Source organism: Enhydrobacter aerosaccus (assembly GCF_900167455.1).
In the GTDB taxonomy this organism is placed as follows: domain Bacteria; phylum Pseudomonadota; class Alphaproteobacteria; order Reyranellales; family Reyranellaceae; genus Reyranella; species Reyranella aerosaccus.
In genome coordinates this window covers 82,099-92,500 of the sequence record NZ_FUWJ01000012.1, presented here as the reverse complement: position 1 = coordinate 92,500, position 10,402 = coordinate 82,099, and the positions used below count along the sequence as shown (strand labels likewise).

Genomic DNA, 10,402 nt, shown 5'->3' with positions numbered 1-10,402 from the left:
GTAACTATAACGGTCCTAAGGTAGCGAAATTCCTTGTCGGGTAAGTTCCGACCTGCACGAATGGCGTAACGACTTCCCCGCTGTCTCCAACACCGGCTCGGCGAAATTGAATTCCCCGTGAAGATGCGGGGTACCCGCAGTTAGACGGAAAGACCCCGTGCACCTTTACTACAACTTTGCAGTGGCATTAGAGAAAGGATGTGTAGGATAGGCGGGAGCCTTTGAAGCGCGGGCGCTAGCTTGCGTGGAGGCAACCTTGAAATACCGCCCTTTCGTTCTTTGATGTCTAACCGCGGTCTGTCATCCAGATCCGGGACCCTGCATGGTGGGTAGTTTGACTGGGGCGGTCGCCTCCCAAAGAGTAACGGAGGCGCGCGATGGTGGGCTCAGGCCGGTCGGAAATCGGCTGCTGAGTGCAATGGCACAAGCCCGCCTGACTGCGAGACTGACAAGTCGAGCAGGGACGAAAGTCGGCCATAGTGATCCGGTGGTTCCGCGTGAGTGGGCCATCGCTCAACGGATAAAAGGTACGCCGGGGATAACAGGCTGATACCACCCAAGCGTCCACAGCGACGGTGGTGTTTGGCACCTCGATGTCGACTCATCACATCCTGGGGCTGGAGCAGGTCCCAAGGGTTCGGCTGTTCGCCGATTAAAGTGGTACGTGAGTTGGGTTCAAAACGTCGTGAGACAGTTTGGTCCCTATCTGCTGTGGGTGTTCGAGACTTGAGAGGAGCCGTCCTTAGTACGAGAGGACCGGGATGGACGTACCTCTGGTGTACCGGTTGTGACGCCAGTCGCAGCGCCGGGTAGCTATGTACTGGAGGGATAAACGCTGAAAGCATCTAAGCGTGAAACCCGCCTCGAAACTAGGTCTCGCTGAGAGTCGTGGTAGACCACCACGTTGATAGGCCGCATGTGCAAGTGCAGTGATGCATTCAGCTTAGCGGTACTAATAGCTCGATCGGCTTGATTTCATTCGTTCCGTGCAGCGGTCGACATCCGCTGACGGTCTTGATCATTGTCCGAAAGGACACGCACGAAATTCAGATCCTCATCCTTCGCGCTTCGACGACCTGGTGGCACTAGCGAGAGGTGTCCACCCGATCCCATTCCGAACTCGGCCGTGAAAACTCTCAGCGCCAATGGTACTGTGTCTCAAGACACGGGAGAGTAGGTCGCTGCCAGGTCTTCCAAGCGCGAAGGCATCTTCCGATCAAACGACACAAGCGAACGCGCATGGATTTGCCGCGGGGTGGAGCAGCCCGGTAGCTCGTCAGGCTCATAACCTGAAGGTCGTAGGTTCAAATCCTGCCCCCGCAACCAAATCAGACGAAAAACCCCAGCCCCTTTCAACAGGTGCTGGGGTTTTTCGTTTTGGCGTCGTCTATGACATCGCCATGTCTGCCCGCGCTGGACATGTCCGACTGCGCTGTCACCGCGTACGGCGATCGGTCCGGCGCTGGAATGCCAAGCTCTCTTCAAATGATCTGCGGGTGATTTCCGCCGTCGATGAGGATGCTTTGTCCGGAAATGTATGCGGCGTGGGCGCTGCACAGGTAGGCGCAAAGGCGACCGACCTCCATCGGGTCGCCGAATCGCCGCGCCGGCAGCTCGGCCTTGCGAGCGTCGATCGCCTCTTGCGGCGAGATTCCCTTGAGCTTGGCTTGATGGGTGAAGTTGCTGACGAGCCGGTCCGTGGCGAACGGCCCGGGAAGGATGTTGTTGATGGTGACGTTGCAGCCCACATAGCGGCGCACGAGCGTACTCACCAGCCCGTGCAAGCCTGATCGCGCGGCAGCACTCAATCCCTGTACGTCGATCGGATGTTTCACGACGCTGGACGTGATGTTGACGGTTCGTCCGAAGCCGCGCTCGGCCATTCCGTCGAGCACAGCGGCAAGCATCGCCGCCGGCGCCCGCAGATTCCCGTCGAGCGCCTTTTCCCAATCCTCCGTCGAATAGTCGGTCAGCTTTCCGGGGCGCGGTCCGCCGGCATTGTTCACGAGGATATCGGGAGCGGGGCAGGCGGACAGCAAGGCATCGCGGCAGGCGGCGTCGGCAACGTTCCCGACGACGGTCCACACTTTGACGCCGTGCCTGTCGCGGATCTCGGCGGCCGCGTGGTCGAGCGCCTCGGCTGTGCGGGCGTTGAGCACGAGATTTACCCCTTCCGCGGCCAGCGCCTCGGCGCAAGCTCGTCCGAGCCCGCGGCTGGACGCGCAGACAATGGCTGTCCGACCCTGCAACTCAAAATCCATCGCAAACTCCCTTTACAAGAAGGTAGCGAGTCCGTAGCGTTGTTCAAATAGGAACTAATGTTTCACTAATGGAACATATCCATTGAGCGACACCTCGCCCGATACACTGCTGCTGACGGTGTTCCTGCGTCACGACCAGTCGAACAACCTCGACACGATCCAATCGAGGCTGAAGGACGCCGAGTGGTGGGATCGCTTTCCGCCGCCGGACGTCGAAATCGTGTCGTGGTATGTCGCCATGGGCTTCGGCCAGATCGTCACGCTTCGCCTGCCTGCTTCGAGGCTCGCCGAGGTGAATGTCGAGCTCGAACGTTCGGCGTGGGGCGTGTTCCGGACCGAGTGCTACCCGGCCTACGATTTCATGCCGGTGCGCGAGCGCATCAAGGAAAGAGTCCGCAAAGGAGGCAAGTGATGGAGCGTCCCTGCTACCTCAATCCGCACCAGGCGCGCGATCGCGAGCCGGACGACTATCAGAATCTGCTGGGGGACGCGATTGAGCGTGCGTTTGCCGCGGGCATTCATGATTTGCCCGGACTGGTTGCAAGCCTTGTCGAGGCGAATGTGCCCGCGCCGAACGGTCAGACCTGGAACGAGGACCTGTTCCGGAAAGAAATGAAGCGCCTGGGCGCCTGAGGGAGCGAGCAATGAGTGCCGTGACAAACCTGGCGATCAACAAGCTTCTGGCCAAGGGCGTGAGGAACATCTGGTATCCGATCTGCCCCTCGCACTTTCTCGGCGAGAAGGCGATTTCCTTGCGCCGCCTGGGTCTCAAGGTTGTGCTCTGGCGCGATGACGCCGGCCGGCCCGTCATGCTGGAAGATCACTGCCCGCATCGCGGCGCGCCGCTGTCGATGGGCATTCCCATGGGCGACCGCATCGCTTGCGGCTATCACGGCGTGCAGGTGCGCAAGGATGGGACGGTGATGTCCGTCCCCGGCAGTCCCGGCTGCAAGCTCGAAGGCCGGAATTGCGTCAAGTCGTTCCCGACTGAGGAGCGCCACGGCGTCATCTTCGCCTATGTCGGGGACGCGCTGCATCCGGAACCGGTCGAGCTCCGATTTCCCGAACAACTTACGTCGCCCGAATTCAGCTCCTTCCTTTGCTATTGCGAATGGGAAGGCGACTACCGGTATGTCTACGACAACGTCATGGACCCGATGCACGGCACGTTCCTGCACAAGCAGTCGCATTCGATGTCGTTCGGCGACACGACCGCCACGTTTCGCACGCGCGAAACGCCGACCGGATTCGTGTTCGAGAAGGTAGGGCAGCGAAACATCAATTTCGACTGGACGGAATTCGTCGATACGGGTGCGCACTGGTTGCGTCTGGAAATTCCCTATCCGCCGAGTGGCGGGCCGGGCGGGAATTTCCATATCGTTGGCGTCTATACGCCGATCTCCGAAACGCGCGCCGCGGTCTTTCACTGGCGTTGCCGCAAGGTGGAGGGGTGGCAGCGGGACACCTGGCGCTTCCTCTACAAGAACCGTCTGGAGGCGCGGCATTGGCGGGTTCTCGAACAGGATCGCGTCATGCTCGAGCAATTCGAGCCTGACGCCAATCAGCGCGAATATCTCTATCAGCACGACATGGGCCTGGCGCGTCTGCGTCACGTCTTCCGCGGCAAGGCCGAGGCGCAGCTCAAGGCGCTGGAAGCCGCGGGCCATCCCATTCAGTGAGGATGTCGCCATGATCGGTTCGTTCCGGCGGGTGTCGACACCCGCGATCGCCGAGCCAGCGGCAGCCACGTGGTCGAACTGCCTGGTGGTCGGCAATGAAATCGTGACATCGGGCGTGACCGCGCGGGGCAGGGACGGAGCGCCGATCGGAGGCGCGAGCCTCGAGAAGCAGACGCTCGCCGTGCTGAAGCGTGTTGTCGAGATGGTCGAGGCAGCCGGTGGCGGCGTCCAGAATATCTACAAGCTCGTGATCTACGTGACGGATATCGCTCGCAAAGACGAGGTGAACCGCGCACGGGCGGCGTTCTTCGAAGGTATTTATCCCTGCTCGACGCTTCTGGAGGTCAAGGGATTGGTCTTCCCCGACCTTCTGGTGGAGATCGATGCCTTCGCCAACTTCTCGGTGGATCGCCATGTCCGGCATTGAGGGTATCGATCGCATTACCTACGGCGTGGAAGATGTCGGTGCATGTCGCCACTTCTTCCTCGATTGGGGACTTCGCCTTGTTGCCGAGCATGCTGACGGGCTCGATTTCGAGAGCCTGAATGGGTGCGAGGTGTTCATCCGCAAGATCGATGATCCGTCGTTGCCGCCGGCCATGGAAGCGGGCCCGACGTTGCGGGAAGTGATCTGGGGGGTGGATGATCCGAGCAGGCTCGGCGCACTTCGGCGCCGGCCCGGTTTCCGCGAGATCGACGGAACGATCATCGGCGTCGATCCCACCGGCGTCGGCATCGGCTTTCGGATGACCCACAAGAGGCCGGTTTCGGTTACGGGCTCGCCGGCGAATGTCTGGGGGCGCGCAGCGCGCATCGATCAACCCAGCCCGATCTATGAGAGAGCGGAACCGGTCGAGGTTGGTCACGTCGTCTTCTTCACCGATGCCCTCGATCGGACGACCCAGTTCTACGAGGAACTCGGCTTCCATCTGTCCGATCGCTATCCGGGACGGGGACATTTCCTTCGCTGCGCCGCGCGTGGCGGCCATCATGATCTCTTTCTGCTCCAGCTGCCGGAGGCCAAGCGCGGCCTGAACCATGTCGCCTTCACGGTGCGCGATCTTCACGAAGTGATCGGCGGCGGCATGCATCTGTCGCGCTGTGGCTGGGAGACCCAGATCGGACCGGGGCGCCATCCGATTTCGTCGGCGCTGTTCTGGTACTTCAAATGTCCGGCCGGAGCGTTGGTCGAGTATTTCGCCGACGAGGACATCCTGACCGAGCATTGGAAGCCACGCGATTTCCAACCGAGTCCGAGCGTGTTTGCGGAATGGGCCGTCGACGGTGGAATCGACGGCAATACGCGGCGCCAGAAGCAGGAGTGACCGCGATGCCGGATACGCCGCGGATCGAGTTCCGCAACGTCACCAAGCGCTTCGCCAATCACCGCCAGGGCGGTCACGTCGTCGCCGTTGAGGGCGTCAGCCTTTCCATCGCCGACGGCGAAATCGTGTCGCTGATCGGTCCGTCGGGCTGTGGCAAAAGCACCCTGCTCAACATGGGGTCGGGTCTCGATCCCGTTTCCTCCGGCGAAGTTCATGTCGATGGCGAACTGGTCACCAAGCCCAATCGCCACGTCGCCTTCATGCTGCAGAAGGATCTCCTTCTGCCCTGGCGCACGATCATCGAGAACGTCGAATTCGGCCAGGAAATCCAGGGCCTTTCGCGGCGCGAGCGCCGACAGCGGGCGCTCGATCTGCTCGGGAAGTGCCACCTGACCGACTTCATCGATCACTATCCCCATCAGCTGTCCGGTGGCATGCGCCAGCGCGCGGCACTTGCCCGGACGCTCGCGGTCGATCCGACGGTGCTGTTGATGGACGAACCCTTCTCGGCGCTGGATGCCCAGACCAAGATGGTGCTGCAGCAGGACCTCGGCCGCACGCTCGCCGAAACCGGCAAGACTGCCCTGTTCATCACGCATGATCTCGTCGAGGCAATCGCTCTGTCCGACCGCATCCTGGTCATGAGCCAGCGTCCAGGTCGCATCATCGAGGAGATCGAGGTCGACATCGAAGACCGCGACAATCCCATGAAGCGCCGCCAGCATCCCAAGGTCGCGACCTATGTCGTGCGGCTCATGCAGTTGCTGCAAATAGAACAGGCCGCGGCCTAGCGTTCAAGAATGGAGGGCCTTTCAATGCCGATGCTTTCGAGATTGAGGATCGCCCTGGCCGGCGCCGCGCTTGGCGCTGCGATGGCCGTCGGGGCGGGCCCCGCCCTGGCCGAGACGATCACCTATCTGTTGCCGGCGCCGTTGTCGCTTCCAGCCTTTGGTCCCTTCGTGCTGGCCAAGCAGCGCGGCTACTTCAAGGCGGAAGACCTCGATGTCGAGTTCCAGGTCGGCAAGGGCGGCGTCGATGTCGCCAAGCAGGTCGGGGCCGGCAATGCGGTGATCGGCGGCGGCATCGGCGACACGCCGATCATCGTTCGACCAAACGGCGTACCGGTCAAGGCGGTGGCCGTGCTGGGTGGCGGCGCACTGATGCAGCTCGTGATGGACAAGGACAAGGGCCTCGACACGGTCAAGGACCTCAAGGGCAAGACGATCACGGTGCTGGCGTACCAGGACACGACCTATTTCGCACTGCTCGGCATGCTGGCGAGCCAGGGCATGACCAAGGACGACGTGAACGCGCAGGCCGTCGGTCCGGTCAATGTCTGGAAACTCTTTCTCGCCGGCCAGTCCGATGCCTTCGCCTCCACCCCCGATTGGACGGCCCAGGTGATGATGGCGAAAAAGAATATCGAGGTGATTCCGTCCGACCGGCTCTTCAAGAGCATGGCTCAGGCAATCATCGCCTCCGACGAGACGATCAGGAAGAATCCCCAGCTCATTCAGAGAATCGTCCGTGCGACGCTCAAGGGCATGAAGGATATCATGGCCGATCCGGTCGCCGCCGCCGCCGACTTCGTGAAAGCGACACCGGAACTGGCCGGCAAGGAGGACTTCGTCGCGCTCTCCTTCAAGCTCTACAACCAGTATGTCTATGGCGGCCAGGCGGTGCTCGGCGAGATGGACGAATCACGGCTGTCCGCTCTCCAGGATTTCTACGTCAAGGAGGGGCTCGTCCGGTCAAAGACGCCGGTGCAGGACCTCTATACCAACCAGTTCGTGAAATGAGCGCCGCGACGTCTGCCGTCCTGCAGCCTGGCCTCCGCAACAAGGCGTTGCTGAGCGCGCTGCTGTTCATCGCCTTCCTCGCCGCCTGGCAGTGGGGGCCGGGGATGTTCGGCATCCCGCAATTCATCATCCCGTCGGCCAGCGAGGTATGGCGCGAGTTCCTGCGGATGCTCGGCCATGACCGTCTTCTCTATCATACTGCGATCACCGCCATGCAGGTCGGCGTGGGCTTCGTGTTGGGCGTGGCGCTGGGGATCGTGTGCGGCTTCGCGCTTGGCATGTCGCCGTCGGCGGAGTTCGTGCTCTCGCCCTACATTCTTGCCCTGCAGATCGCGCCCAAGGTGGCGTTCGCGCCACTGTTCATCATCTGGTTCGGCTATACGGTCTATCCCAAGATCCTTGTTTGCATCCTGATCGTCTTCTTCCCGGTGATGATCAATGTGCTGGGGGCGGTGCGAGCCCTCGATCCGGACATCGTGCGGCTGGCCAGGGCCTTCACGGCCAACCGCTTCCAGGTGTTCTGGAAGATCGAGTTTCCCGCGGCGATGCCGTCGCTCTTCGCCGGCTTGCGGATTGCAGCGACGCTGGCGGTCATCGGCGTGCTGGTCGGCGAACTGGTCGGCGGAAACACGGGGCTGGGCTATCTGCTGACCGTTGCCGAGGGTGCCGGCGAAACGGCGAAGGTCTTCGTCACCATCATTCTGCTGACGGTGATCGGCATCGCGCTCTATAGCCTCGTCGTCGCCATGGAGGCGCGGGTACTGCATTACCTGCCTGCCCGGGCGCGGTTGGCCACATGAGCCTGCAGGGACGCACCATTCTGATAACCGGCGGCGGGCGTGGACTGGGCCGGGCCTTCGCCGAAGCCTGCGCGGCGGCGGGCGCGGAGAAAATACTAGTTGCCGATATTCGCCGCGATTGGGGAGAGGCGACCGTCGAAAGTCTGCGCCAGCGCGGGGCAGAGGCAGCATTTTTCGATGTCGATCTCGGCGATCCCGGATCGATCGAGGCGCTGGGGGCGGAAGTCGGTGCCCGCTATGGCGCGATCGATGGCCTCGTGAACAACGGCGCGATCGCCACGGGAATCGGCGGCAAGACGTTCGAGGAAATCGACATCGACACCTGGGACAGGGTGATGGCGGTGAACGTTCGCGGCACATGGCTGATGATCAAGGCGATGGCGCCCTTGCTCCGGCGGTCAAGCCTGGGCGGCCGCATCGTGAATTTGGCGTCGGATACGGCGCTGTGGGGCGCGCCTCGCCTCCTGCACTATGTTGGCAGCAAAGGGGCGGTGATCTCGATGACACGCTCGCTGGCCCGTGAGCTCGGCCCGGATGGCATTGCCGTAAACGCGATTGCTCCCGGCCTGGTCCTGGTCGAGGCAACCGAGTACGTGCCCGAGGAACGCAAGCGTCTCTATGTCTCCGGCCGTGCCATGCCGCGCGCACAGATGCCGGAGGACGTGAGCGGGGTCATCGTGTTCCTCCTCGGCCAGGGGGCGGGATTCGTCACGGGTCAGCTTGTGCCGGTCAACGGCGGCTTCGTGTTCAACTGAGGGCGAGGCATGTCGAACGATTCCGCCCTCGCTGAGAACAAATACATCGTGCCGGCGCTTGCGCAGGGGCTGGGCATCCTGTCGCTGTTCGGGGGAGAGCATCGCAGCTTCACGGCACCCGAGATTGCCCGTCGGTTGTCGCTTCCCCGAACCAAGGTCTTTCGTCTGCTCCAGACACTGCAATCGATGGACTATCTAAGGTGCGACGAGAGCAAGCGCCACTTCAGCCTGGGGCCCGCGCTGCTGCGTTGTGGCTTCGAATATCTCGCCTCGCTCGACATGGTCGAGGTGGCGCAGCCGGTCCTGCAGCGGCTGCGCGATCTTACGGGCCTGTCGTCGCATATGGTCGTCCGCGACGGCCTTGAGATCGTTTACGTTTCCCGCTTTCCCGCCCGCAGCACCATCGCGAGTGGTGTCAGCGTCGGCACGCGGTTTCCGGTTCATGCGACGATCATGGGCCGGATGACGATCCTCGACATGGACGACAGCCAGTTGGCCGACCTTTTCCGCGGCCACACCATGCAGCGGTTCACGAAGCAAACCCCGACCACTCTCAAGGCGTTGAAGGCCTTGCTGCAGGATGACCGCAAGCGGGGCTACGCCGTCAGTCAGGCGTTTTTCGAGGAGGGCGTCAGTGCGATCGCGGCTCCCGTGCGCGATGGCGGCGGGCATATCGTGGCGGCGATCAACGTTACTGCCGTCAACGCCCATATCGACGAGCAGGCCATGCATAGCGAACTCAAGGATGCCGTGCTCGAAGCAGCCAGCGAGATCTCCCGCTGGCTGGCGCGCAGAAGTTAGCGAGATGATTCAAATCGGAGGAAGTGACATGCCAGACACCAACCTGTCGAAGCCGAGTATGCTTGCAACCGAGATGCGCGCCCATGCCGGCCTGTTCACGGAGAAGACCTTCGACTGGGATGCCTTTCCGGCCAGCCGCGGTTTTCCGGATCTGTTACGCGCACAGTTGCGCTATGTCGGAGCCGGTGGATCGCCCAAGACCAATGATCCGAGCACGATGAAGGCCGAACATTTCACCTTCAGCCTGGTCAATCAGCCCGTCGGCAAGTTCGCCGCCTCGCACGCGCATGAAGTGGTCGAACATTTCATGGTGCTGCAGGGCGTGCTGACCGTCGGCACGGTGTGGGGAGACGAGGTGGTCGAGGTGAAGCTTGGCCCGAAGGACCTGCTCCTCAACAAGAGCGGCCGTCCGCATGGTTTCCGTAATGACGGCGTCGAGCCGGTGCTGATGCAGATCACCGTCGGCAGCGGCACGCCTGAGATGCCGGTGCATGTCTGCCATCCCAAGGACAAGGACCTGGAACTGGCGCGGCGGTTCGGCGCGCCGAACTCGGACAAGGTTCAGGCGTTCTCGCCGGAGAGCAGCGATTGGCGGCACCGCGAGCTTGCCGGACAGATCGTCCGCTATCGCGACCGCCGGCCGGTTTGGGAGAAGGCGGGCTTCGCCCGCATGGCCTATATCGGCGAAGGCGGCGCTCCAGCGGTCAGCTACAGCATGGACATGATTCACCTGCCGCGCGGCGTGGCGATCAAGCCCTATGTGCGGGAGGTCGAGGATGTCTATTTCGTTCTCGGCGGCACGATCATCGTCGGTTGGGAGCAGGATGGTGAGGTGATCGAGCGCCGTCTGGGCGAGCGCGACCTCCTATTCAATCCCGCGGGACGTCCGCACTACTTTCGAAACGACGGCGTCTCGGACGCGCAGTTTACGATGGTCATCGGTTCGCCTGCGCCGCATCCCGTCGCCTTCGTCGCGGCGTGA

The 10,402-nt window shown here is 62.2% G+C and carries 12 protein-coding genes, 1 tRNA gene and 2 rRNA genes (1 of these 15 cut by a window edge); 14 read left to right on the top strand and 1 reads right to left on the bottom strand.

Annotated features, from left to right (window positions below; translation table 11 throughout):
• The 3 genes from B5D62_RS27905 to B5D62_RS27895 all read left to right on the top strand — a co-directional run.
• A 23S ribosomal RNA gene (locus tag B5D62_RS27905) occupies positions 1-977 on the top strand (it extends 1,753 nt beyond the left edge of the window).
• Between the two features lie 98 nt (positions 978-1,075).
• Positions 1,076-1,190: ribosomal RNA gene (gene rrf / locus B5D62_RS27900) — 5S ribosomal RNA — on the top strand.
• 59 nt (positions 1,191-1,249) lie between these two features.
• Positions 1,250-1,326: transfer RNA gene (locus tag B5D62_RS27895), tRNA-Met, on the top strand.
• Positions 1,327-1,481: 155 nt separating this feature from the next.
• Here the strand turns inward: B5D62_RS27895 and B5D62_RS27890 are convergent.
• Entirely contained in the window at positions 1,482-2,261 is a 780-nt protein-coding gene (locus B5D62_RS27890) for an SDR family oxidoreductase (RefSeq protein ID WP_085937342.1), read from the bottom strand.
• Between the two features lie 82 nt (positions 2,262-2,343).
• Here B5D62_RS27890 and B5D62_RS27885 point away from each other — a divergent pair, with 82 nt between their 5' ends.
• Genes B5D62_RS27885 through B5D62_RS27835 form a run of 11 tightly spaced genes read left to right on the top strand, consistent with a single transcriptional unit; the run spans position 2,344 to position 10,402 of the window.
• Positions 2,344-2,673, top strand: coding sequence for a hypothetical protein (locus B5D62_RS27885; RefSeq protein WP_085937341.1), 330 nt, complete (start codon positions 2,344-2,346; stop codon positions 2,671-2,673).
• Complete coding sequence (locus tag B5D62_RS27880) at positions 2,673-2,894, top strand: recombinase-like helix-turn-helix domain-containing protein (RefSeq protein ID WP_085937340.1); 222 nt, start codon at positions 2,673-2,675, stop codon at positions 2,892-2,894. The genes B5D62_RS27885 and B5D62_RS27880 overlap by 1 nt, the downstream gene beginning before the upstream one ends.
• Positions 2,895-2,905: 11 nt before the next feature.
• Positions 2,906-3,940 carry an aromatic ring-hydroxylating oxygenase subunit alpha gene (locus tag B5D62_RS27875; protein WP_085937339.1) on the top strand — a complete coding sequence of 345 codons (1,035 nt, stop codon included), beginning with the start codon at positions 2,906-2,908 and terminating at the stop codon, positions 3,938-3,940.
• Between the two features lie 10 nt (positions 3,941-3,950).
• Positions 3,951-4,367 (top strand): RidA family protein, encoded by a 417-nt coding sequence (locus tag B5D62_RS27870; RefSeq protein WP_085937338.1) that lies wholly within the window; start codon positions 3,951-3,953, stop codon positions 4,365-4,367.
• Entirely contained in the window at positions 4,354-5,265 is a 912-nt protein-coding gene (locus B5D62_RS27865; RefSeq protein ID WP_085937337.1) for a VOC family protein, read from the top strand. Before B5D62_RS27870 ends, B5D62_RS27865 begins: the two co-directional genes overlap by 14 nt.
• A gap of 5 nt (positions 5,266-5,270) precedes the next feature.
• Entirely contained in the window at positions 5,271-6,056 is a 786-nt protein-coding gene (locus B5D62_RS27860) for an ABC transporter ATP-binding protein (RefSeq protein WP_085937336.1), read from the top strand.
• A gap of 24 nt (positions 6,057-6,080) precedes the next feature.
• A complete protein-coding gene (locus B5D62_RS27855; protein ID WP_085937335.1) occupies positions 6,081-7,064 on the top strand; it encodes an ABC transporter substrate-binding protein in 984 nt (327 codons plus the stop codon).
• Positions 7,061-7,864 (top strand): ABC transporter permease, encoded by an 804-nt coding sequence (locus tag B5D62_RS27850; RefSeq protein WP_085937334.1) that lies wholly within the window; start codon positions 7,061-7,063, stop codon positions 7,862-7,864. Before B5D62_RS27855 ends, B5D62_RS27850 begins: the two co-directional genes overlap by 4 nt.
• On the top strand, positions 7,861-8,619 hold the full coding sequence (locus B5D62_RS27845; protein ID WP_085937333.1) for an SDR family oxidoreductase: 759 nt from the start codon (positions 7,861-7,863) through the stop codon (positions 8,617-8,619). Before B5D62_RS27850 ends, B5D62_RS27845 begins: the two co-directional genes overlap by 4 nt.
• Positions 8,620-8,628: 9 nt before the next feature.
• On the top strand, positions 8,629-9,420 hold the full coding sequence (locus tag B5D62_RS27840) for an IclR family transcriptional regulator (protein ID WP_085937332.1): 792 nt from the start codon (positions 8,629-8,631) through the stop codon (positions 9,418-9,420).
• 28 nt (positions 9,421-9,448) lie between these two features.
• Positions 9,449-10,402, top strand: coding sequence for a cupin domain-containing protein (locus B5D62_RS27835; protein WP_085937331.1), 954 nt, complete (start codon positions 9,449-9,451; stop codon positions 10,400-10,402).

What these genes read in the sequence shown, in the direction of transcription:
- B5D62_RS27855 (WP_085937335.1), top strand. Translation starts at nt 6,081, where the DNA reads ATGCCGATGCTTTCGAGATTGAGGATCGCCCTGGCCGGCGCCGCGCTT.
- B5D62_RS27865 (WP_085937337.1), top strand. Translation starts at nt 4,354, where the DNA reads ATGTCCGGCATTGAGGGTATCGATCGCATTACCTACGGCGTGGAAGAT.
- B5D62_RS27835 (WP_085937331.1), top strand. Translation starts at nt 9,449, where the DNA reads ATGCCAGACACCAACCTGTCGAAGCCGAGTATGCTTGCAACCGAGATG.
- B5D62_RS27890 (WP_085937342.1), bottom strand. Translation starts at nt 2,261, where the DNA reads ATGGATTTTGAGTTGCAGGGTCGGACAGCCATTGTCTGCGCGTCCAGC.
- B5D62_RS27845 (WP_085937333.1), top strand. Translation starts at nt 7,861, where the DNA reads ATGAGCCTGCAGGGACGCACCATTCTGATAACCGGCGGCGGGCGTGGA.
- B5D62_RS27840 (WP_085937332.1), top strand. Translation starts at nt 8,629, where the DNA reads ATGTCGAACGATTCCGCCCTCGCTGAGAACAAATACATCGTGCCGGCG.
- B5D62_RS27880 (WP_085937340.1), top strand. Translation starts at nt 2,673, where the DNA reads ATGGAGCGTCCCTGCTACCTCAATCCGCACCAGGCGCGCGATCGCGAG.
- B5D62_RS27850 (WP_085937334.1), top strand. Translation starts at nt 7,061, where the DNA reads ATGAGCGCCGCGACGTCTGCCGTCCTGCAGCCTGGCCTCCGCAACAAG.
- B5D62_RS27870 (WP_085937338.1), top strand. Translation starts at nt 3,951, where the DNA reads ATGATCGGTTCGTTCCGGCGGGTGTCGACACCCGCGATCGCCGAGCCA.
- B5D62_RS27860 (WP_085937336.1), top strand. Translation starts at nt 5,271, where the DNA reads ATGCCGGATACGCCGCGGATCGAGTTCCGCAACGTCACCAAGCGCTTC.
- B5D62_RS27875 (WP_085937339.1), top strand. Translation starts at nt 2,906, where the DNA reads ATGAGTGCCGTGACAAACCTGGCGATCAACAAGCTTCTGGCCAAGGGC.